Origin of the sequence: Taylorella asinigenitalis MCE3, assembly GCF_000226625.1 — a bacterium.
Classification (GTDB): domain Bacteria; phylum Pseudomonadota; class Gammaproteobacteria; order Burkholderiales; family Burkholderiaceae_B; genus Taylorella; species Taylorella asinigenitalis.
This window is the reverse complement of the sequence record NC_016043.1, coordinates 25,146-47,789: the sequence shown is the minus strand read 5'-3', so window position 1 is coordinate 47,789 and position 22,644 is coordinate 25,146. Positions and strand designations below refer to the sequence as shown.

Below are 22,644 nucleotides of genomic sequence, written 5' to 3'. Positions count from 1 at the left end.
ATTTAAAATGGGAGTAAGAACATCCCAGCGGCTATAAGTGTAGGTACTAGAGCCGCTAGAAGTAAATATTGAGGAGAGATGGCATTATTAGGGAAATGATGCCTTAATATAGAGAAGCCTGCTGGGTTTGGTGCATTAGCGATAACAGTCAAACCACCACCAGTCACAGCACCCGCAACCAACATATATCTCCAAAGGTCAGAAGTGCCTTCCACTAGAGAACCTAAGTAAGTTAAGGCTGCATTATCTGTTAAAGCAGTCAGGAATGTTGTACCCCAGAACAATTCAGATGGACTCAATGCAGATAACACATCTTGTAACCACCATTTTTGTAAACCACCCAAAATAATTAGCCCTGCCAAGAAGAATCCAACCATTAGACCTTCACGAATTAACAAAGGTCTTTGATAACGACTATAAGCATCACAAAAACCTATAAACAAAAGCAGCAAACCAATAAAAACAACTATATGGTGAGAGGCTAAAACTACAGCAACTAAGAAAAATACATGAATAATAGTCACAGGAATAGGGATTTCTGGAAGTGGTTTTTCCTTATCTAAAATTCTGTGTCTATAATGATTTTTGATACTTGAGGATGAGTTAAGAATGATATCTTTTTTTGCGATGAATGTAATGATACTAGTATTAATTAAGATAGCAATTACAGCTTTCCATCCGAAATGAGTAAGCATAAAGCTAGTATCCCAACCGAAAGATCCAGCTACCATAAGCACAGGTGGAGCAGCATATGCCGTAAGAACACCACCTATAGAGATATTTACGAATAAGGTACCAATTACTAAATATTTAAAACGTGTGTTCCCTGTACGAGCAAAAAAACCTTCTTTAAGCATAAAAGCCGCTAATGTCATAGCAGCTGGCTCAGTAATAAGGGAACCTGAAAGAGGAACTAGACTAAGAGTAATAAAAAAGCTTGCAACTTCAGTTCTGACAGGAAGATACTCAGCAAGAAATTTAACAATATTTCTAACAAGAACAACGATAGGCCTACTAGCGGCCACTACCATAATAACAAATACAAAAAGTGGTTCAGTAAAGTTACGAGATTCAAGATAGGCTATGGACTCATGGAATCCATCTGTAACAATCATCAATACAATTAATACTGTCGCCCAAATACCAAATACAGCTTCTACTTCTGCAAACAAGTGCCAAATTCCAGCGTGTGGTCCACCTTTATGGGCAAGCTTCGCGAAGAAAGGAACCGAAAAAGTATGAATAATAGCTATAGCAAATAATATGGTGGCAATTACTTCTATAGTGCTAGCCAAAATACACTCCTGTCAAAGAATATGCTTAAAATAAAGTAATTTCTGATTTTACCAAAATTAAATGGACGGAACTTCAAATAACAACTTCAAGAATACTGATTTAAGCGATATATTCATTGATGATTGGGTCTCAAAATATTTGCCTAAATCATGGGTCCCATATGCAAGATTAGCACGAATCGATAGACCAGCAGGCACTTGGTTCGCTGTAATCACTACTTATATGGCACTTGTTCAAGCTACACATGGCTTACCAAGTTTAAAAAACACACTTATATTTATAGTAGGCACCTTTTTGCTTAGAAGTGCAGGATGCACAATAAACGATATTTGGGATAGAAATTTTGATAAACATGTAGAGCGAACTAGATTTCGCCCTTTGACCTCAGGACAGATTTCCCTAAAGCAAGCTGTATTGTTTTTTATTGCACAAATGCTTATTGCTTGCTTATTACTAATATTTTTAAATAAATTCTCTATCCTTTTAGCCTTTGCACTTGTACCTCTTGTAATCATATATCCTCTAGGGAAAAGATTCACTTTTTGGCCTCAGATTATTTTAGGGATATCATTTAACTGGGGCATGCTTATGGCTTGGTCGGAGGTCACAAATTCATTGCCACTAGGGGCGTTCTTAATGTATTTAGGTGTTGTGTCTTGGCATTTAGCATATGACACATTTTATGCATATTGCGATATTGAGTTTGATGCTAAGTTAGGTCTTAAATCAACAGCTAGATTATTTGGCGATAAAGGTAAAATTTGGATTAGCGGATTCTTTATTTTTTCTATCTTTAGTTGGACCTTAGCTGGATACTTGTTGTATATGAATTGGGCATATTTCGTAATTATATTTGTAGTTGCAGCTATGCTTTATGGCCAAATTCAAAGATTCAAAATAGACGACGCTTCGGGCAATTTTCAACTATTCAAGGATAATATTTTTGTTAATGTATTGTTGCTTTTAGCTATATGTCTTGGGGTGATGGTCGATTTTGCGACAATCTAATCAAAGCTAAATAAAAGAACACTCCCATTACAATTCCTGCTAGCCACCAAAGACCTGGCAGGAATGCACCCAAATGTACATATGCGGCTATTAGTACGCCCCCAATCGCACTCCAAACCATAAGCTCTTTTTTGCTCACACCTTTTTCAAGCAAAAAGAAGGATCCTACAGAAACTAAGAAAGCCGGAACGGACATTACAGGAGCGATATAGCCCAGGGTATAAGCTGTAATTCTTATAAAGTTATTAAAAGAGATATCAAAATTATTTTTAAAAAGGAGAGTTAACGCAAAGACCAAGGTAACCATCACACACAGTAATAAATATAAAAAAATAAAATTTAAAACGTGTTGGACAGGACCGTGACGGTTAACTCTCATGATTTCCTACTTGTAAAGTTTAACTTTATTTGAGATTTTACAATCTTTAAGGATTGCTTTGTTACCTGACTGAAGAGAAGCCTCCTCGCCCTTAGTAAGCAATTGATAATCGTAATTTGTGCCCATAGCCTCATAAATAGCACCTGATCCACTTGGAACATTTACAAGAGGAATAATTTCGTTCATCTCTGTAATAAGAGCATAGGATTGCTTATCTGTGTTTACGTAAATCACTTGCATTGTTTTACTATTTTCACATAGATAGATATATTTTTGAAGCTCTTCTGTTGGTGTCATTTGAACTTCTTTCATAGTTTTCTCTGTTGTAGCTTGAGATGCACATCCCGCAGTCAAAGCAAGTGTAACTAAAGCAAATTTTAAATTTTTCATATAACTTCCTTATAAAAATCATATAAACCCAAACTCAAGCAACGAGCGCTTAAGCATTAAAAAGGCAAGAAAAAATAATAAAACAGCAAATACTTTACGTAAAGTATTAACTGGCAATGAATGTGCTAATCGCGCCCCAATAGGAGCAAAAATAACACTCATTGAAATCAATGCTAGCAAGGCAGGCCAATACACAAAACCAATCAGACCATCCTGCACACCGATTTCACCCATGCCTCCATATATATACCCTATTACATTTGAGACAGCAATAGGGAAACCACAGGCCGCAGAAGTACCCACAGCATTACGCATGGGCACACTACACCAAACGAGAAACGGTACTGTCAAAAAGCCGCCACCCGCTCCAACAATGCCTGAAACCAAACCAATACCCACACCCACTAAGGCAATAAATATAGTGTTTGGCAATTCTCGCGTAACAGAGTCCTCAGACTTCTTTCTAAACATATTGATTGCAGAATAGCTCACAAAAATAGCAAAAACTAAAGCAAGCCATCCAATATCAATCATCTTAAAAATCACACCGCCTGAGAGTAATCCACCTATTAAAATCCCTGGCACGAATTTTATGAAAATATCCCATCTCACGCCCCCACGCCTATGATGAGCACGCATGCTTGATAAAGAAGTAAACATAATCGTAGCCATAGCTGTTGCAATGGATATGTGCACTACATACTGCTGAGGAAGAAATTCAAAAGTGGTGAACAGAGAAGTTAAAAAGGGGACAAGAACCATGCCCCCACCCACTCCTAGAAGTCCCGCCATTAGGCCACCAAAACTCCCTAGAAGAAGTAATATAAAAATTGATAAAACGGACATCTATTATTTAAGATTACCCGATAAGAATTGTTGAAGACGTGGGCTCTTAGTATTATTAAATACCTCATCTGGTGTACCAGCTTCCTCTACCAAACCCTTGTGCAAAAATAGCACTTGTGTGGCAATGTTTCTGGCAAAGCCCATCTCATGGGTAACCACAATCATCGTACGGCCCTCTTCGGCTAGCTGTTGCATAACCTTAAGCACCTCACCAACCAATTCAGGATCTAGGGCCGATGTTGGTTCATCAAACAACATAACTTCAGGCTCCATCGCAAGTGCTCGTGCAATAGCTACGCGCTGCTGCTGACCGCCTGATAATTGAGATGGATATTTTTTCTCTACGTCTTCTGGCAAGCCCACCTTTTGTAAATATTTACGAGCTCTTTCTACAGCTTCCGTCTTGCTTAATCCAAGCACATGGACAGGGGCTTCAGTCACATTATCCAAAACATTCATATGTGCCCAAAGATTAAAGTGTTGGAACACCATCGCAAGCTTAGTTCTAAATCTTTGAAGCTGACCAGCATCCGTAACACGAGTCTTACCCTTAGAATCTTTTTGCATACCAAGAGATTCACCCATTAGAGTAATTGTTCCAGAGTCAGGGTATTCTAAAAAATTTATGCACCTTAAAAATGTACTTTTACCAGAACCTGAAGATCCAATAATAGCTATAACATCTCCTGCCTTAGCTTGGAGCGATACGCCTTTTAATACTTCATTATTGCCGTATGATTTATGAATATCTTGTACGTCTAATTTATACATAATCCCTACTCTTTGTCGTATGCCAAAAAGGCTAATGCACGACGTTCAATTAATCTAAAAATCCAAACAATCACAAACGATATAACCATATAGATTAATGCTGCGACTGTATAAGAAGCCATGGTTAAATAAGTATCGTTCATCGCATCACGTGCTACCTTCAAAATATCAGGCACAGTAGCAGTAAAGGCAATGGTTGTAGAGTGAAGCATGAGTATGACCTCATTACTATAAGCTGGCAATGCTCTCCTTAACGCAGATGGCAATATGATTCGCTTATATATTTGTGGTTTAGTCATACCATAAGCACGACCCGCCTCGATTTCACCACTTGGAGTGGATTTTATATATCCAGCAAAAATTTCAATCGTGTATGCTAGAGTATTAAGTGTAAAGGCAAGAATTACACAATTAAAACCACTAAAGAAAAAGTCATGCAAGACAGGAGTTTCTTTAACAAATTCTAAACTTATAAAACCACTATATATAAGAAGAAGTTGAATATAAAGTGGTGTGCCCCTAAAAACATATGTGAATACCCAGATAGGCCCACGTATCCAAGGGTTTTTGGAAACCCTCATAAGCGAAAGTGGCAATGCCAATATAAATGCCAGGAATATGGATAAAGACAGTGTCCAAAGTGTAATAGCAAGCCCAGAATATTGGGTGCCATCCCACCAAATTAGTGGTTCCCAATATTCATTTGCTACCGTAAGAATATCTTCAAAAAAGCTCATTAGATATCCACCTCTTTAATGCCTGCAGAGTATCTGCGTTCGAGCCAATACAAAAATACATTTGATATTGTGGTCAAAAGTAGATAGATAGCCCCAGCTATAAAAATAAATAGGAACATTTTTTGAGTAGCACGTCCAGCTTCCTGTGTAACTAAAACTAGATCTTGAAGACCCAAAATAGAAACAAGTGCCGTGGCCTTAAGAACAATCAGCCAATTATTTCCTACCCCTGGCAATGCATAACGCATCATCTGCGGAAACATAATATGCCACATGGTTCGATGCTGAGATAAACCATAAGCTTTAGCGGCCTCATACTGACCCTTCGGAACAGCCAAAAAAGCTCCCCTGAAGGTTTCCCCAAAGAAAGCCCCATATACAAAACCAATAGTAAGCACACCAGTCACAAATGGATCTAAATTTATCTGATTTACCCCTAGAGCGTCAGTAATAGAATTCAAAAGAATTTGAATGCCAAAGAAAATCAGCAACATCAATACTAGGTCTGGGACACTTCGTATTAAGGTCGTATAAATTGTGGCTAAGAATTTAAAAAAACGGTTTCCAAATACTTTTGCTACAGCCGTAGCCATTCCAAGTATAAATGCAACGACCAAAGACGAGAGAGCTAAAACAATAGTAGATATAGTTCCCTGTAGTATTTGCCCTTCATAACCTTCTAACATAACGATACTTACGAATAATTAAAAAAAGCACCCACTTATTATAAAAACAAGTGGGCACTTCATTTTAATGAAGAGCTTATTTTTTATCTAGAAGATCAAGCTCGCCTTCTTTGAAATATTTTTTAGCAATTTCAGCGATTTTACCTTCAGCACGCAATTCAGCAATAGCTTTATCTAGTGCTTCTTTAAGATCTTTATCGCCTTTACGTAAGCCAATACTAATTCGGTTATTTAGAAGTTCATGCTCAAGAGGCTGACCTACAAATTCGTAATCAGCACCTTCTGGTGTGGCAATGAATGCGCTATTAGCGTTTGGTTTTTCTACGATAGCTGCATCAATACGTCCAGCTTTTAAGTCGATGAAAGTTTGAGGTTGCTCTTTGTAAGATACGACCTTAACGTCTTTTTTAGATATAACACGGCGAGCATAAGCTTCTTGTGCGGATCCTTGAAGTGCACCTAAACGCTTACCTTTCAAATCATCCTCAGTTACGATACCAGAACCTTTTTTAGCGATAAGCTGAGTTGGAATCGCATATACATCATCTGTAAAATCGATAACTTTTTCGCGTGCTTCATTATGAGTGATTGAAGCGTGGATAATATCAAATTTACGAGCTTGCAAACCAGGAATTAATGCATCAAAAGGTTGTTCTACCCAAGTACATTTTGCTTTTAGTTTTTCGCAAATTGCATTTCCGACTTCGATGTCAAAACCAATTAACTCACCCTTTTCGTTTTTATACTCAAAAGGAACGTATCCAGATTCGGTACCAATTCGGAGTTCTGTAAAGTCTTTGGCTTGAGCTACTGAGGCAAGCCCTAACACCAATCCTGCAGTTAATAAAAGTGAACGCATAGTGAGTCTCCTACAAAAAACTTTTACTTTAGTTCGAATATTATTTAATAAAAAAAGTACAATTACTAGTTATTTTTATTAGGTAAAATACCTAAAATCAAGCAATTTATGATTAACCTAATTCAAACTATTTCCCCTCTATTTTTAGCTATAGCATTAGGAATATTTGTAGGGCGCACTGTACCTAGCAAATACACAAAATCAGCTGTCTTAAAACTAGGTATATTAGTGTGGATTTTGCTTTTTACGATAGGGTGGGAATTCGGTTTAGTTTATGAAAGATTATCAAACCCTAGAGACATACTGATCACAGCTTTTTTACTAGCACTTTCTATAACGGTGTGCATTGCCATCGTAATGGCTATCATTTATAAACAAAAGCCATCGCAAAGCAAGGATAATCGGGAAGATATTAAGCTTTCGCATATTATTTTAGAAGTGCTACTTGCTCTAGCTTCTGTAGCTGCAGGTCTTGTTATATCTATAGCTTTAGTTACTAATGATATTCCAGCTCAATGGATGCCTCAGCCCATGGTATTTCTTTATATTATGCTTTTCCTAATAGGAATCGATATAACTTTTTCTCCTCTAAAAATCAGACAACTTAAACCTCGCATTCTTTGGATGCCTATTACCATAACAGCCATAGGACTAATGGGAGGACTCCTAACAGCACTATTATTAGGGCTATCGTGGAAAGATGGATTGTTATATGCCTCAGGGTTTGGATGGTTTTCGTTGTCAGGTACTATGGTTGCAGGACAGATTGGACAAATTTACGGTGCAACCATGCTTCTTACGGATTTGTTTCGTGAAATACTTAGTATTTTTTTCATTTTCTTTATAGGTCATCGATATCCTGATTCAGCTATAGCAACAGCAGGCGGGACAGCCATGGACACTACATTGCCAATTATAAGAAAGACCTGTGGTCTTAACTATACTTTGCAAGGCCTATATATCGGAATAGCATTTACTCTAATTACCCCGTTCTTACTTACTGCAATACTAAGTTTGTATTAAAAATTTACTTTTGATTGCTAAATGTTAAAATTACCTGATTGAAGAACTTGAACTCTTCAAATTACCCCTTATCTAACAAAATATAGGAGTTTTCATTATGGGTATTTTATGGACAATCGTTGTTGGTTTCGTTGTAGGTCTTATTGCTAAAGCAATTATGCCAGGAAACCAAGGCTTAGGTTTCATTTTCACTACTTTACTTGGTATTGCTGGTTCTGTAGTTGGTGGTTATCTTGGTCAAGCATTAGGATTCTACACTATAGGTGAACCAGTTAGTTTCATTGGATCTGTAATTGGTGCTCTTGTAATTTTATTCATTGTTGGCCTAGTTACTAAAAAATCTTAATTCTAGACTTACGTCTCTCTTTAAGGCGTGTCTAGACACGCCTTTTTAATTGGAGGAATTATGTTCTCAAGAAATAAGTCTAAAAATAATTACGAAACTAGTGATGCTGAACTTACTAGTTCATTTAAAAAAGTCGGCTCTCGCTTAGGCAAACCTTTATTAGAAAAAGGTTTAACTCTCTTTTACGCACTTCGCAGTCCCAAAACACCTAAATGGGCAAAAAGGGTTATTTATGGTGCCCTTGCGTACTTATTCTTGCCTATTGATGCAATTCCTGATCTTTTGCCTGGCATAGGTTTTACAGATGATTTAAGTGTAATTGCAGGAGCACTCGTGACCATTGCCTCCTATATCACACCAGAAGTTAAACAGAAAGCTCGTGAAAGTATGTTCAAATGGTTTCCTAACTATAAGGACTAACTTTAACTGTGCGATTTCGTGATTTATGGCTTGTAGAGACCATATCCAATACTGAAGACGAGCTAGGTCCGTTTGAGGATCAACAAATAGTTAATTCGCTTAGAAATGAGCAAATTTCTATAGATCAAAAAATTATTAAACGAGCTACAAAGTTAGCTCATAGGGATAAAATCACGCAATCCATGGACAAATGGGCCATGTTCGCTAAAATTGCGCTAATTCTTCTAGCCCTTATCGCAATATTTTCTGGGGTTGGCCTGGCATATGGATCACTCGGTGCCTCTCGGTCATCTATAAATGTTTTAAGCCTATTTATAACTTTATTAGGCTTACATCTTATTTCATTTATATTCTGGCTGTTTTCACTATTTTTCGGAAAGCTTAATGTCACACTACTAGGGCGAATTTGGATTTGGCTCTCTGAGAAAGTGTCTAGAAGTCCAAATTATGTAAGAAGTATTCACTCATTTTTAACCACTATCAATAAAGCCAAAGCTACAAGATGGCTATTTGCATCTGTTAGTCATGGGTTTTGGTTGATTAATCTAACTATAACAACGATATTTATTATCATTCTATTGGCCACTCGAAGCTATACATTTAATTGGGAAACCACTATTTTGAGTTCCGATAGCTTTGCAAATTTTGTTGAATTTGTGGGATACATTCCATCATTGCTCGGCTTTGCCATGCCTTCTAGAGATATGATATTGAATAGTTCGAATACGATATCAAATCTATTTGCGGATCATGAGACATGGTCGTGGTGGTTGATTGGCCAGTTAACAATATGGGGCATATTGATTAGGCTTATAGCATTCGTACTTAGTTTTTGTATGCTAAGACGAAAATTGAGAAAAGCACATATTGATATGGAAAGCGGGGGCATTGCCACCTTAGCAAAAAGGCTTGAATTCAATGCTGTTCACACATATAAACCAAAAGATGAACACAATCGAAATTATGAATTAGAAAACATAAGGGTATCGACAAACACAATTAAACATAATCTTGGAAGATATGCTATTGTTGGCATTGATTTAGCCCCTAGGGAGGTGTGGCCGCCATTTGCACCAAAAGATGGCATAAGCGATGCAGGTATATTGGATGGGCGCACTAAGAAGCAAAAATTTCTTGATTCTATAAGCGAACACCCGCTTGAGAAAGTGCTTATTGTGCTAGATGGAAAGCAAACCCCAGATAGAGGTATTCAATATCAAATTAAGAATTTCTCTCAATATTCGGGAGAGATTTCTGTATTTTTACTAAATTCTTTTGATGGCACTGAAATTAGCGATAGGGCTCTTGTGTGGAAAAATATTTTGATCGAACTTGGAATCAGCGAGAAGAATATTTATTTGCATGAAAGCGAATTGAATAAGTGGAAAACTCTATGAGTATTAAGCTAAAACTTGCCGTAGTCGGGCACACTAATACAGGCAAAACCTCTCTTATGCGAACTTTATTAGAGGATAAGTCATTTGGAGAAGTAGATGATATGCCTGGGACATCAAAGGGTCTTGAAGCTGCTGTAATTCCACTTAATGGTCATGAAATAACACTTATTGATACGCCTGGATTTGAGGATTCTGAGGGCTTACGCGATTACTTAGAGCAATTGCAATCATATGAAGATACTCGGATTTCAAACTTGGAATTAATCCGAAAATTTTTAAAGTCCCCCGAAAGCACGAGACGATACGCCCAAGAAGCACGCGTTTTAAAGCAATTAACTGAAAGCACTGCAGGATTGTACGTAATCGATATACGAGATCACATAATGAGCAAGCACCGAGATGAGCTATATATCATGAGTTTGTGCGGACGCCCGCTCATTGCCATCTTAAATTTTATGCACAGTGAAAACAATTATTTAGAGCAATGGAAAGAGGCACTATCAGAAAATAATATTCATTTAAGCATTGAATTTGATACTGTTGCACCCGCAATCGATGGTGTTGAAATGCTCTACAAAAAGCTTGCGATCGTGTTATCAGATTATGATGAACCGCTAAAGCAGTTGGCCGAGAGGATAAATAAGCAGCGAAAAAGTCGAAAAAAAGGGGCATTGACACTGCTTGCGGAAATGCTTATCGATGTTGCTTCATATAAAGTCCCAAGTAAAACGGATGAAGAGAGTGTTCGAGAAAATTGGGAAATTGTGCAAAATAATGTGCGTGAGCGGGAACACAAATTTAATGTAGATGTACTTAAGCACTATCGTTTTACAGAGGAGGATTACCCAAGGAAGATGATTCCTATTGAAGGCGAAAGATGGGGTAGTGATTTATTTGAACCGAGTGCTTTGAGAGATGTTGGGATTCATGTTGGGTCGGGATTTGCAGCTGGGGCCATGACTGGAATGGCTCTTGATGTGCTTACAGCTGGTCTATCTCTAGGGACGGCAGCTTTATTTGGCGGCATTTTAGGAAGTGTTGCTGGAGGAGCGGCTAAGGTAGGCAATCGGCTAAAGGCTAAATATCTTGGATATCAGGAACTCAGTGTGGATGATAATGTAGTACGGCTTATGGCTGTTAGGGGATTATTGTTGATTGCGGCATTGGATAGGCGAGGGCATGCATCGATGACACCGATAGCTCTACCTACTGAATATAAAAAAATGTGGATTAATGCTATGCCCGAAGAAATCTCTACGGCTCGGGGTCATCCTGAATGGTCCTCTATAGGCGGCCGATCGAAAACCAATGAGGCTAAACGCGAAGTCATAAAAGCATTAAGTAAAGAATTACAAACTATTGAGATTCTATAAAAAATGCGGTTTATTTGATAAGCGATTTTCCTCAGGATTTTCTATATCTTCCATATGATTTTCAGCTAATAGCTCAGTAATTTCTTCTATACCTTTTTTTAAGCCTATCATATATTGCTTTTGTGCGAAATGAGTAGATATCCCTGAGCATACTGACTGCCATGAAGCATTAGATACTTCAATACCTCTATCCGCAATAATCTCAATAGTTCTAACGGAGAGATTGATATAGAGCAGTACGCCAGAATTAAGAGGCGTATCCCAAACTCGTAATCTTCCAAACACTTCTAATGCCCTTTCTTGGCTAAGAGTCTGCCCTGAAGGTGGCAATGTTTCTATAGCCACAACCAGTTCAGCTTTATGCTTCGTTTCGCTCTCTCGTATATATGATTCAAGCTCCGCCACAGCACGATCATTAAAATATTTGCGCTTAATTAGAACGCCTGATAATTGCGTTATTCCAAGAGAATTAATCAGTTTATTACCAGCCACTAGTTGCACCTCCGCCGCCGCTACTACCGCCGCCGCCTCCACCAAAGCCGCCTCCACCGAAGCCACCTCCGCCGAAGCCACCTCCGCCTCCGCCAAAGCCACCCCAATGACTTCCTCGTCTTCCACGAGAAGTCCTAGAGCCATTTTTACTACCCAAAGCGGTTAAAGGGTCTGCCATAGATCTGAATCCAGAAGCAACCATAAATACAAATAGCGCAATGAATATGGAACCAATAAATCCTACGGGTGACAAAGCATATGAAACTATGCCGCCAATAGTTGGGTGGAAAACTACCCCTATAAGAAGGCCAACAATTAAGGGAATAAAAATTCCAAAAAAGCCTAGAGGCCTATCTACTGACTCTGTAGTCGAACTATTTGATGGCTTAGGAAGCTCTTCTTGCAATATAAGTTTTTTTATAGACCCTACTGCTGCATTAATGCCGCCCGCATAGTCGCTCTTAACAAAATAAGGCTTAACTACATCATCGAGAATACTAATAGCTACTACATCAGGAATCCTACCTTCTAAACCTTTTCCTATCTCAAGACGGTGTTTTCTATCATTTACAGCTACAAGATATAGAACCCCATCGTCGTACTCAGCTCTGCCTGCCTTCCAATTCTCGAAAACTCTTACGCCATATTCAACTATGTCTTCAGGATTTGTAGAAGGAACTGTCAGAATGAAGATTTGTGATCCCGATTGATCTTGAAACTTCTTAAGGTCCAAATTGATAGAATCCTCTAAGGATTGAGGAACCACATCTGCATAATCAACTAAATAATTTGTGAGCTTAGGTATTTCAAGCCTTTTAAACTCATCAACTTTTAAAGGTGGGTGCTCTGAATTTTGTGGCTGAGCTTGCACTCCTAGATTGAAAAAACCTAGGAATACAAAGAGAATCAAAAATAATCTACGCAACATTGATTTCTTCTACGGTTGAGCTGGAGCTGGTGCTGGTGCAGTATTAGAACCGCCAGTAGATCTCATATCCCTGACTGCATCACTAACTTTTCCTGGCCTTCTAATTTGATCAGCATCAGGAACGTTGTAGTAAGGTTTTTGTTTAAAACCAATAATCTTAGCAGTGATAATTGTAGGGAATTGACGGATTTTTGTATTGTATTGTTTAGCAATAGCGTTATATCTCTCTTTAGCTACCTGTATTCTGTTTTCAGTACCTTCGATAGCAACACGTAAATCCTTAAACGCTGAATCAAAATTAATATTTGGGTAACGTTCTATATTAACTAAAAGTCTAGAAATAGTTGCACCTAAAGCACTTTGATTTCTAGCAACCATATCCATTTGTTCTTGAGTCATATCTTTATCTAAATGGATATTAGGTTTAGTAGCAGATGCCCTAGCCTCTATAACATCAGTGAAGAGTTTTCTAGTCTCCTCAGTTTGTAGTAAGTTAGATTGAACTAAGTTATCTATTAAGCCTAGGCGACGTTCGAACTGTGCATTTAAATCAGAAAGAGTTTTATCTACTTCCTCCTCTAAGGATACAAGTTCGTTATAACCACAGCCAGTTAATGCTAGTGGCAATAAAACCATTGCTAGGTATTTATAAAATCGTCTAAATAGGTTCATAACATATCCCCTAAGCACCCATAATTAAAGTAAATCATTATACAATACCGATACTTAGAAGAATTAATAAGAAAATGTCAAATATTTCACAAGAAGTTTCACGTAGAAGAACCTTTGCAATTATTTCCCACCCTGATGCAGGAAAAACCACTCTTACTGAAAAACTCCTTTTATTTTCAGGAGCAATTCAAATTGCAGGCAGTGTTAAGGCTCGCAAAGCTAGTCGTCATGCTGCATCCGATTGGATGGAAATTGAAAAGCAACGTGGTATTTCTGTTGCATCTTCAGTTATGCAAATGGAATATAAGGGCTGTGTAATAAATTTATTAGACACACCAGGTCACCAAGATTTCTCTGAAGATACATACAGAGTACTAACTGCTGTTGATGCCGCAATAATGGTTATTGATGCGGCAAACGGTATAGAGCCGCAAACAATTAGACTACTCCAAGTTTGTCGAGCTAGAAACACTCCCATTATTACTTTTATCAACAAACTTGACCGAGAAGTGAAGGAGCCTCTAGATTTGCTTGCAGAAATTGAGTCGCACCTTGGGATGGATGCGGTTCCATTTTCATGGCCTATCGGTATGGGAAAACATTTTTCAGGCGTTTTTGATCTTCAAAACAATAGGATGAGAGTTTTTAAAGCGGGTACTGAAAGAGTAGATAAGTCTGAGGAAACTATTGAAGACTTATATAACCCTATTCTAAAAGAAAGATTTGGTAGTTACTACGAGAAAGCTTTAGAAGAAATTGAATTAATTAAGGAAGCCTCTCCTGCTTTTGACCACAAGCAATTCTTGGAAGCAAAACATACTCCGATATTTTTTGGCTCTGCTGTAAATAATTTTGGTGTTCAAGAAGTTTTAGATACTTTAGTTAAATGGGCTCCAAAGCCTGGCTCTAGGGAAACATTACAGAGAACTGTAGAACCCGAAGAACCTAAATTTACAGGCGTAGTATTTAAAGTACAGGCAAATATGGATCCTGCTCATAGAGATAGAGTGGCATTTGTTCGCGTATGTTCTGGTCGATTTGAAAGAGGCATGCGTCTTAAAAATGTTCGTTCTAATAAAGAAATCAGACCAAATAATGTAGTTTCCTTTCTATCTCAAAGAAGAGAATTACTAGATGAAGCTTATGCTGGGGATGTGATAGGCATACCGAACCACGGAATATTACATTTAGGGGATGTTTTAACAGAGGGTGAATCTCTACAATTTACAGGTCTCCCATTTTTTGCCCCTGAACTGTTTCAAGCTGTAGAGGTAAAAGATCCACTTAAATCAAAACAGCTTCGTGTAGGATTAACTCAACTAGGTGAAGAAGGTGCTATCCAAGTATTTCGTCCAGAGGCTGGTGCCCTACTCTTAGGGGCAGTAGGTCAGTTGCAATTTGAAGTTGTTTTGCATAGACTCAAAACCGAATATGGAGTTGATGCACAACTTATGCCTTCTCGTTATACAATGGCACGATGGTTTACCTCTGATGACGAAAATGCATTACAGAAATTTATGCGCAACAATGCACAACATATTGCATATGACGTTGTAGAAGGACCCGCATTTTTATTCAGTTCACTGGCACAGCTTAGGGTTCAGGAAGAATTACATCCAGCCATAAAATTTCATACAATGAGAGAGCAAGGAGCAAATGTTTACCACAAAGGAAATTAATTAATGTCTTGGCGTTTACTATTTTTTACTTTGCTACTATTGGCGGGTGCAGCCACTTTGGCTGGTCTGCAAGCTGGAGAGTGGTTAATAGCCCATGCCCCAACACAAGCAAATTTAAAAAATCTTTCTGAAGAAGATCCATCACCAGTATTAGGTCCTGATGGTATACCTGTGATGAAAGAGCCGCCACAACCCCTTATGAATGGATTAATTGGGATCCCAGAAAAGAATTATTCGATTAATTGGAAAATTAAAAAATCAACTGAGGCTCAAATGCTTAGCCAGCTAAAAAATGATCCTCTAGCACCATTAATTGATCCAAATTCACCAAACAGTATCTATGCTAATCAATCAGCAAGTAACGCTAAGGGAAATTTTCCCGCACCTATTCATAATCCTGTATCAGTACCTGTTGCTCCTAGTAATAGCAATAATTGGGAGGCTAGTTTCCATGCGGAACTAGCAGAATGTAGAAAAAAAGGATTTGGCGAAAGGGGTGAATGCGTTAGACGCGTAAGAAACAATTACTGTTCAGCGAATAACGCATGGGGCAAAGTACGAGACTGCGAAAGATAAATTCTATTCCGTCTCTTCCATTGAAGATTGAAGATAATTTTCTAAGCCTATATCAGTAATTAAATCTCTTTGAGTTTCAAGCCAGTCGATTTGCTCTTCATTTTCTTCTAGTATATCTACAAGAAGGGATCTAGATACAAAATCCTCAACGGACTCTAGATGGGCAATCGCAGCTACCAAAGAATTCCTTAAATCATACTCAATATCAAGATTGCACTGAATGATTTCAGGTATAGATTCACCGATGCGAAGTTTTCCTAAATCTTGAAGATTAGGCAAACCTTCAAGCAAAAAGATTCTTTCAATAACAGAATCGGCCATCTTCATATGATCGATGGATTGGTGATAATCTTTATGCCCTAAATGCTCATATCCCCAATTCTTAAGCATACGGGCATGGAGAAAATATTGGTTAATTGAGGTTAATTGAAGCTTTAAGACTGAGTTTAAATATTTATTAGAATCGGTTGGAGCTTTCATATAACACCTTTGAATATTATTAGTATGAGATTAATTCTAGGGGTGTTTTAAAAAAATAACAATTTTTTGGGTTATTTGATAAATCTCAATTATTATCATTAACAATCGCCCCATAGAGAAGCGACCTTCGAGGGGCTTTTGAAACAAACAATAAATTAAACTAAGGATGGCTCAACGATAAGAGTCTCTTCGTCTTTTTGAATATAAGATTCTGCACAAGACGCACAACATCCGCAACAAGTAGCAACACCAAGTGTTGCTTGTAAGTCCTCTAGAGTTGAGGCTCCTTGTGAGACAGCTTCCTTAACGTCAACGTCACGAATACCATTACAGATACAGACAAACATTTTTTCTAAAGTTAAAAAATTTAATCTGTGTCTATTATAAAGAATTAAATACAAAAAGCAATAATAATTATTCGCATTCTCATTGAGTTTTGCCTCTATATGTTTCAATAGTGGAACAGCTTTTTTTATCTCCAAGAGAGCACATAGTGGAAAGCGACTCTAAAACCTTCTCCGCATTTGGCTTAATCAATCGCCCTTCAGAATAGATCTTAGCTACTTGCTTGCAGGAAGAGTACATTTTTAATTTACATGATTTTTCTAGATAAGAAACGCCCTTATCATTATCAATCTTCTGGCTATATAGGCCTAAAAAATATATAGAAGCCAGGATGGTACATGATTGACTTCCTGAATTATCACAGGAAGCTTGAGCCGTTTGAATACCTTTCTTCACATTTTTCTTTGTCGAAAGTCCTTCTAGCTCTGAGTATGCTTTAGAGGCACAACTAGCATCGTGTCCTTTACTGCACAATTCACTAAGTCTTTTATAAGAGTCAGATTTATTAAATCTTGTCGCAATTACATGGCAAGCCTCTAATTCTCCCAAGGTACATCCACGCTCAAATAATGTTTCGGATTTTGTTACATTTTTTTCAGCTTTAACACCATTAAGATTTGCATACCCAGCTACCAAGCAACTTTTTGCATCGCCCGTTAAACAGTTACTTTCGATAGTTTCCATTGAACTCTGAGCCATAGCTGGGGTGGCAATGCATACGCTTACAGCCAATAAATATTTATTAAATTTCATAGTTTTACATAAAGATGTGGTTCTATTATTGTAATTTTAATATATGAAATATTTAGTAAAATACGGTAACACTGCATACATCCGAGGCTCAAAATGTCTAAAAACAAACATGATATTTCAGTTATTAACAGAACAATAGGTAAACTTTCTAGAGGAAGAAATTTTCTTAGATTCTTTGTATTTATTCTAATCCTAGGTCTTTGGGCTTGGGGTGCCTATGAACTTTATAAGTATTCTCAAACTATTGACTATAAACCTCTAGCACAATATAGCGATCAGGTTGTGACTTTTCTTGAACAAAATGGTCAATATATCTGGATTGGCCTAATTGCCTTGATATCTTTAATTATTTTGCTCTCTCTTATTTCATGGATTAACGGGAGCATTCGTAGGGCTGGAGATATTATTCCTCACTACGAAGCCGTTGATAATTTAATTCACGAATTAAGTCCAGAAGGTCGTAAAGTATTAGCATGGGTTTGGGAAAGCCAAAGAGAGCCAATCACCATTAAAGACCTTAGAGAAACAAAGCAACAATTAAAGGCTGATAGAGTTGAATTACTTAATGTAGTTGAAAAAGAGGCAAATCTTCTTGGAATAATCCCAGAACATTTGAATAATGATAAAAATCATCTACTTCAGACAAATCGTCTAATGGCAGAGAAACAAAAAGTTGAGCGTGTGCTTAGTAATGTTGACTTGAATTTAAACAAGCAAGAAGATGTTGCACCAAATCAAGTGCCTCAAACTAAGCCAAATGATGCGATCAAAGCTGCTCCAGCTCCTACTCCAGTTGCTGCTCAGGCTCAGGCTCAGGCATCAGCTCAACCTCAGGTACAACCAACTGTGAAACCTCTAGCACCTACTCAAACTCAGCCTAAGGCTCCTGCACAAGCTCAAGGACAACAAATTAGTACTCCTGGTCAAACGATGCAACAGGCTCATCATGCACAAATGATGCATCAAAATCAACAAGCCCAAGCCGTACCACAATATCAACAGCAAACAACACCGCAGGGACAAATGAGCCAGGAAGCTCAAATTTCTAGAACTGCAGCTCAGGCTCAAGCTAAGCCACAACAAGCATCTACTCAAATACCTTCTGTTTCAGATGGTTTTGTGGCTGCTCACCCTCAAACTGCTGCCCAATTTAATCAAGCTGTACAATCACGTGTAGAGCCGACTTTAGGTCATAGTCAAATACAAAATAATGAAGACGTGCCTATTGCCACTCCGCAAACTAATATTCCTAAAGTAAACTTTATAAATAATCCAAAAAAAAATAATTAACTTATGATAGAAAATCCAGCAAAAAAATATATACCTTTCAAACCATTTGATCATGATTTTTCCGCTCGCACATGGCCGAGCAAGTCTATTACTAAGCCTCCTATTTGGATGAGTACGGACCTGCGAGACGGCAATCAATCTCTTATTGAGCCAATGAATGCTGAAAGGAAGCTGAGATTTTTTAAACATTTAGTTCAAATTGGATTAAAAGAGATTGAGGTTGGTTTTCCATCGGCTTCGCAAACGGACTTTGATTTTGTGCGTCAACTGATTACGGAAAATCTTATTCCAGATGATGTACGTATTATCGTGCTTACGCAAGCCAGACAGGATCTTATCGATAGAACTGTTGAAGCTTGTGCTGGAGCCAAACAGGCGATTCTTCATTTTTATAATGCGACCGCCCCGTCGTTTCGAAAAATTGTCTTTAATATGGACAAACCTCAAGTTAAGGAATTGGCTTGCAAGGGTGTGAATTGGGTTAAAGAGGCGATAGCTAAATATCCTGAGACTAAGTGGTATCTTGAATATTCACCTGAAGTTTTTAGCACTACTGAACCAGAATTTGCAGTTGAAGTTTGTGATTTAGTAGCACAAGAGTGGGGAGCATCGCCAGAGAAGAAGATAATTTTTAATCTCCCAGCAACTATTGAATCGACAACTCCAAATATATATGCAGACCAAATAGAATATTTCTGCACTCACGTTAAAAATCGTGAAAATTGTATTGTTTCAGTTCATCCTCATAATGACCGTGGGACTGCAGTTGCTGCTGCTGAGCTTGCAGTGATGGCTGGAGCTGATAGGGTTGAAGGTTGTATTTTCGGAAGTGGCGAACGTACAGGTAACGTTGATTTAGTGACACTTGCACTTAATCTCTATACCCAAGGAATACATCCTGGACTTGATTTTTCTGATATCGATTCTGTCAGAAATACAGTTGAGTATTGCAATCAATTGCCAGTGCATCCACGTCATCCTTATGTTGGAGATTTAGTGTTCACCGCATTCTCAGGGTCGCATCAGGATGCAATCAAAAAAGGGTTTGCCAAACAAAAACCAGATGAACCGTGGGAGGTTCCTTATCTTCCAATTGATCCTGCGGATTTAGGTCGCAGCTATGATGCGGTAATTCGCGTTAATAGTCAGTCAGGAAAAGGCGGCGTTTCATATCTACTTGAAAACGAACATGGGTTTAATTTACCGAGAAGACTTCAAATTGAATTTAGTCGTGCGATTCAGAAAGTTACTGATGAAACAGGCAAAGAAGTAAACGGCAACGCTGTTTTCGATATTTTTAATAAAGAGTATCTTGATCAAACACATCCATACACTCTTGGTCACCATCAGATTTCAACATTCTCTGATAACTCTGGAAATCAACGCTTTAAAATCGAGGCTGAATTAATTAAAGATGGTCAAGTAAGCAAAATCAATGGCGAGGGAAATGGTGCACTATCAGCCTTTATCGATGCCCTAAATTTACCATTGCAATTTATGGACTATCACGAGCATGCGATGGGCTCTGGTGAATCAACTAATGCAGTCTGCTATGTAGAATTGCGTCTTGGTGATTCTCAGACTGGATTTGGAGTAGGTATTAATAAAGATATAGTGACCGCATCTTTTAAAGCTGTTTTAAGTGCAATAAACCGTCACCTTAATTCTAAGCTCTAACAAAGAAATAAAAAGCTCCCTATTAATGGGAGCCTTTTTGTATTAGCTACCAAGAATTAGCTGATCTCCAAACTACTTGGTCATCTGCGTTTCCTTTTGAAGCCTTACGCATCATATCAAGAAGCGGGAATGCCCTCTGACCAAGTCCTACAAATTCATCTATAGGTTTCTTTTCAGCCTGCTCCGCATCCTCTTCCTCATTTTTAACGAGTTCTTCCTCTGGATTATCCGAAATTGATGCTACAGCCGCTTCAAGATTTTTAATACTCTCATCTAATTGCTCGTGAGTTATTACACCCTCTGGTGGCAATGCTGGGTAATTACGCCCAATTGCATTTAATACTTGCAAAGCATGTTTTTCAAGCATAACAACATCGCCGCTAGATTTTGAAGAAAAGGTAACCAACATAATTATCTCCTATAGAATTGCTTTATTCTATTCTAGAATTTCGCACTAAATTATGAAAATTGCAGATTTATTATGGGGTCGGCTATATGATAAAATTTCAATGATTTACAGACTTCGAATATTTCATTCATGCTCCCTTCTCATCAAAATGATCTTAATGAGATTATTTCTCAAGCAATAAAACATTTATTTGATCTAACAGACACTAAAGTTCATTTAGAGAGACCAAAAAATCCAGAACATGGCGACCTATCTACAAACATTGCCATGCAATTAGCAAAACCTTTAAAAAGAAATCCTAGAGAGGTTGCACAAGATATTGTTGATACGATTCGCTCAAATCCATCAACTACTAATCTATTGGATAGTGTTGAGATTGCAGGTCCTGGATTTATAAATTTTAAATTTAATATCTCTGTTCATCAGGACATAATTCACCATATACAAACTCAAAGAGAGACTTTTGGAGATTTTCCAAAGAACAATAAAAAGGTTATGGTTGAATTCGTATCTGCAAATCCAACGGGACCTTTGCACGTAGGTCACGCAAGACAGGCGGCTCTTGGGGATTGTATTTGTAGACTGCTTGAAGCTGCTGGTTATAACGTTCACAGAGAGTTCTATTACAACGATGCAGGTAACCAAATTAATAATTTAGCTTTCAGTGTACAAGCTAGGCTGAAAGGTATATCACCAGATGATCCTGAGTTTCCAGCTGATGGATATAGGGGTGAGTATATCAAGGACATTGCCACAGATTATTTAAATAAAAAAACCGTAAAAGCAGATGATATTGAAGTTACGGCTTCGGGAGATATTGAAAATATTGAGGATATTAGAAAATTTGCTGTAGCTTATTTAAGGCGTGAACAGGATTTAGATTTGCTTGCTTTTAATCTTAAATTCGATAAGTACTATCTTGAAAGTTCACTATATACAGACGGTAAAGTAGATGAAGTAGTAAACATACTAGCTAAGAACGGCCATACTTTCGAGAAAGATGGTGCTTTATGGTTACGCACTACGGAATTGGATACTGGGGACGATAAAGATCGCGTAATGCGTAAATCAGATGGGTCCTATACTTATTTTTTACCAGATGTTGCTTACCATAAAACAAAATGGGATAGAGGATTTCAAAAAGCAATCGATATTCAAGGAAGCGATCATCATGGCACTGTGGCACGTGTTCGAGCAGGTTTGCAAGGTCTAAACTTAGGGATTCCAAAAGATTATCCAAACTATATCCTACACAAAATGGTTCGCGTTATGCGAAATGGTGAGGAAGTAAAAATTTCAAAACGTGCTGGATCTTATGTGACTATGCGTGATTTGATAGATTGGGTTGGACAAGATGCCACTCGGTTTTTCCTCATTCAAAGGAAGGCAGATACTGAATTTACATTCGATATTGATTTAGCTCTAAGCAAAAAAGAAGAAAATCCTGTTTTCTATATTCAATATGCTCATGCTAGAATTTGTAAGCTTTTGAGGGATAGTGGTGAATTAGCTCAACAAGTTGATCAAGCGGATATAAGTTTATTAACTGCTTCGACTGAACTTAATCTTCTCAAAAGACTATCTGAACTTCCTGATTTAATTCAACTTGCAATAAAAGAGCTTTCTCCACACTTAGTTGCATTTTGGCTTACCGATTTAGCAAGAGATTTTCACTCTTGGTATAGTGCCGAAAAAGTTTTCGTGGATGATATATCACTAAAATTAGCTAGACTAGCTCTTGCTGATGCTACAAAGCAAGTATTATCAAATGGTCTAGATTTATTGGGAGTATCCGCTCCCACTGATATGTAA

At 37.8% G+C, this 22,644-nt stretch carries 26 protein-coding genes; 11 read left to right on the top strand and 15 right to left on the bottom strand.

The features are described from left to right. Window positions 1–2: 2 nt before the first annotated feature. The gene (locus TASI_RS00235) at window positions 3–1,295 is read right to left on the bottom strand and encodes a putative Na+/H+ antiporter (RefSeq protein WP_014110737.1); all 1,293 of its coding nucleotides are present in this window, start codon (window positions 1,293–1,295) and stop codon (window positions 3–5) included. A 61-nt stretch (window positions 1,296–1,356) separates the two neighbouring features. Between TASI_RS00235 and ubiA the strand changes: the two genes are divergently transcribed. Then, window positions 1,357–2,304: a 4-hydroxybenzoate octaprenyltransferase gene (ubiA, locus tag TASI_RS00230; RefSeq protein WP_014110736.1), complete on the top strand. Its 948-nt coding sequence runs from the start codon at window positions 1,357–1,359 to the stop codon at window positions 2,302–2,304. On the opposite strand, the gene TASI_RS00225 is transcribed toward ubiA, so the two are convergent. The 7 genes from TASI_RS00225 to TASI_RS00195 form a co-directional block, all read right to left on the bottom strand. Further along, window positions 2,264–2,683, bottom strand: coding sequence for a hypothetical protein (locus TASI_RS00225; protein ID WP_015551791.1), 420 nt, complete (start codon window positions 2,681–2,683; stop codon window positions 2,264–2,266). The genes ubiA and TASI_RS00225 overlap by 41 nt on opposite strands. 6 nt (window positions 2,684–2,689) lie before the next feature. After that, on the bottom strand, window positions 2,690–3,073 hold the full coding sequence (locus TASI_RS00220; protein WP_014110734.1) for an MliC family protein: 384 nt from the start codon (window positions 3,071–3,073) through the stop codon (window positions 2,690–2,692). A gap of 18 nt (window positions 3,074–3,091) precedes the next feature. Beyond that, a complete protein-coding gene (locus tag TASI_RS00215) occupies window positions 3,092–3,919 on the bottom strand; it encodes a sulfite exporter TauE/SafE family protein (RefSeq protein WP_028884311.1) in 828 nt (275 codons plus the stop codon). A gap of 3 nt (window positions 3,920–3,922) precedes the next feature. Next, window positions 3,923–4,690, bottom strand: coding sequence for an ABC transporter ATP-binding protein (locus tag TASI_RS00210; protein WP_014110732.1), 768 nt, complete (start codon window positions 4,688–4,690; stop codon window positions 3,923–3,925). A gap of 5 nt (window positions 4,691–4,695) precedes the next feature. Next, complete coding sequence (gene hisM / locus TASI_RS00205; RefSeq protein WP_028884312.1) at window positions 4,696–5,409, bottom strand: histidine ABC transporter permease HisM; 714 nt, start codon at window positions 5,407–5,409, stop codon at window positions 4,696–4,698. A 17-nt stretch (window positions 5,410–5,426) separates the two neighbouring features. Further along, complete coding sequence (locus tag TASI_RS00200) at window positions 5,427–6,113, bottom strand: ABC transporter permease (RefSeq protein ID WP_014110730.1); 687 nt, start codon at window positions 6,111–6,113, stop codon at window positions 5,427–5,429. A 76-nt stretch (window positions 6,114–6,189) separates the two neighbouring features. Continuing rightward, window positions 6,190–6,972: a transporter substrate-binding domain-containing protein gene (locus TASI_RS00195; RefSeq protein ID WP_014110729.1), complete on the bottom strand. Its 783-nt coding sequence runs from the start codon at window positions 6,970–6,972 to the stop codon at window positions 6,190–6,192. 108 nt (window positions 6,973–7,080) lie between these two features. Between TASI_RS00195 and TASI_RS00190 the strand changes: the two genes are divergently transcribed. From TASI_RS00190 to TASI_RS00170, 5 genes are all read left to right on the top strand, one after another. After that, window positions 7,081–7,995 (top strand): LysO family transporter, encoded by a 915-nt coding sequence (locus TASI_RS00190; protein WP_014110728.1) that lies wholly within the window; start codon window positions 7,081–7,083, stop codon window positions 7,993–7,995. A 97-nt stretch (window positions 7,996–8,092) separates the two neighbouring features. Further along, window positions 8,093–8,341 (top strand): GlsB/YeaQ/YmgE family stress response membrane protein, encoded by a 249-nt coding sequence (locus TASI_RS00185; protein ID WP_014110727.1) that lies wholly within the window; start codon window positions 8,093–8,095, stop codon window positions 8,339–8,341. A gap of 60 nt (window positions 8,342–8,401) precedes the next feature. Then, window positions 8,402–8,761: a YkvA family protein gene (locus TASI_RS00180; protein WP_014110726.1), complete on the top strand. Its 360-nt coding sequence runs from the start codon at window positions 8,402–8,404 to the stop codon at window positions 8,759–8,761. Between the two features lie 8 nt (window positions 8,762–8,769). Then, a complete protein-coding gene (locus tag TASI_RS00175) occupies window positions 8,770–10,158 on the top strand; it encodes a DUF2868 domain-containing protein (protein ID WP_014110725.1) in 1,389 nt (462 codons plus the stop codon). After that, a complete protein-coding gene (locus TASI_RS00170) occupies window positions 10,155–11,531 on the top strand; it encodes a DUF3482 domain-containing protein (RefSeq protein WP_014110724.1) in 1,377 nt (458 codons plus the stop codon). Before TASI_RS00175 ends, TASI_RS00170 begins: the two co-directional genes overlap by 4 nt. Here the strand turns inward: TASI_RS00170 and TASI_RS00165 are convergent. From TASI_RS00165 to TASI_RS00155, 3 genes are read right to left on the bottom strand one after another with little or no spacing between them, the layout of a single operon-like run. After that, window positions 11,526–12,080: a TPM domain-containing protein gene (locus TASI_RS00165; RefSeq protein WP_228359743.1), complete on the bottom strand. Its 555-nt coding sequence runs from the start codon at window positions 12,078–12,080 to the stop codon at window positions 11,526–11,528. The genes TASI_RS00170 and TASI_RS00165 overlap by 6 nt on opposite strands. Then, window positions 12,013–12,951 carry a TPM domain-containing protein gene (locus tag TASI_RS00160; RefSeq protein ID WP_014110722.1) on the bottom strand — a complete coding sequence of 313 codons (939 nt, stop codon included), beginning with the start codon at window positions 12,949–12,951 and terminating at the stop codon, window positions 12,013–12,015. The genes TASI_RS00165 and TASI_RS00160 overlap by 68 nt, the downstream gene beginning before the upstream one ends. A 9-nt stretch (window positions 12,952–12,960) precedes the next feature. Then, window positions 12,961–13,623: a LemA family protein gene (locus TASI_RS00155; RefSeq protein ID WP_014110721.1), complete on the bottom strand. Its 663-nt coding sequence runs from the start codon at window positions 13,621–13,623 to the stop codon at window positions 12,961–12,963. Window positions 13,624–13,697: 74 nt separating this feature from the next. On the opposite strand from TASI_RS00155, the gene TASI_RS00150 reads away from it, so the two are divergent. Then, the gene (locus TASI_RS00150; protein WP_014110720.1) at window positions 13,698–15,302 is read left to right on the top strand and encodes a peptide chain release factor 3; all 1,605 of its coding nucleotides are present in this window, start codon (window positions 13,698–13,700) and stop codon (window positions 15,300–15,302) included. 3 nt (window positions 15,303–15,305) lie between these two features. Further along, window positions 15,306–15,878 (top strand): hypothetical protein, encoded by a 573-nt coding sequence (locus TASI_RS00145; protein ID WP_014110719.1) that lies wholly within the window; start codon window positions 15,306–15,308, stop codon window positions 15,876–15,878. 3 nt (window positions 15,879–15,881) lie between these two features. Here TASI_RS00145 and bfr read toward each other — a convergent pair whose 3' ends face one another. The 3 genes from bfr to TASI_RS00130 all read right to left on the bottom strand — a co-directional run bounded on the left by bfr (window position 15,882) and on the right by TASI_RS00130 (window position 17,456). Beyond that, window positions 15,882–16,358 (bottom strand): bacterioferritin, encoded by a 477-nt coding sequence (bfr, locus tag TASI_RS00140; protein WP_014110718.1) that lies wholly within the window; start codon window positions 16,356–16,358, stop codon window positions 15,882–15,884. A gap of 155 nt (window positions 16,359–16,513) precedes the next feature. Further along, window positions 16,514–16,705, bottom strand: coding sequence for a (2Fe-2S)-binding protein (locus tag TASI_RS00135; protein WP_014110717.1), 192 nt, complete (start codon window positions 16,703–16,705; stop codon window positions 16,514–16,516). Window positions 16,706–16,784: 79 nt separating this feature from the next. Then, window positions 16,785–17,456: a tetratricopeptide repeat protein gene (locus TASI_RS00130; RefSeq protein ID WP_014110716.1), complete on the bottom strand. Its 672-nt coding sequence runs from the start codon at window positions 17,454–17,456 to the stop codon at window positions 16,785–16,787. A 93-nt stretch (window positions 17,457–17,549) separates the two neighbouring features. Here TASI_RS00130 and TASI_RS00125 point away from each other — a divergent pair, with 93 nt between their 5' ends. Continuing rightward, window positions 17,550–18,746, top strand: coding sequence for a hypothetical protein (locus tag TASI_RS00125; protein ID WP_014110715.1), 1,197 nt, complete (start codon window positions 17,550–17,552; stop codon window positions 18,744–18,746). A gap of 3 nt (window positions 18,747–18,749) precedes the next feature. Continuing rightward, on the top strand, window positions 18,750–20,423 hold the full coding sequence (gene leuA, locus TASI_RS00120) for a 2-isopropylmalate synthase (RefSeq protein WP_014110714.1): 1,674 nt from the start codon (window positions 18,750–18,752) through the stop codon (window positions 20,421–20,423). A 46-nt stretch (window positions 20,424–20,469) separates the two neighbouring features. Here leuA and TASI_RS00115 read toward each other — a convergent pair whose 3' ends face one another. Beyond that, window positions 20,470–20,832 (bottom strand): DUF1840 domain-containing protein, encoded by a 363-nt coding sequence (locus TASI_RS00115; protein ID WP_014110713.1) that lies wholly within the window; start codon window positions 20,830–20,832, stop codon window positions 20,470–20,472. A 129-nt stretch (window positions 20,833–20,961) separates the two neighbouring features. Between TASI_RS00115 and argS the strand changes: the two genes are divergently transcribed. Then, the gene (argS, locus tag TASI_RS00110) at window positions 20,962–22,644 is read left to right on the top strand and encodes an arginine--tRNA ligase (protein ID WP_014110712.1); all 1,683 of its coding nucleotides are present in this window, start codon (window positions 20,962–20,964) and stop codon (window positions 22,642–22,644) included.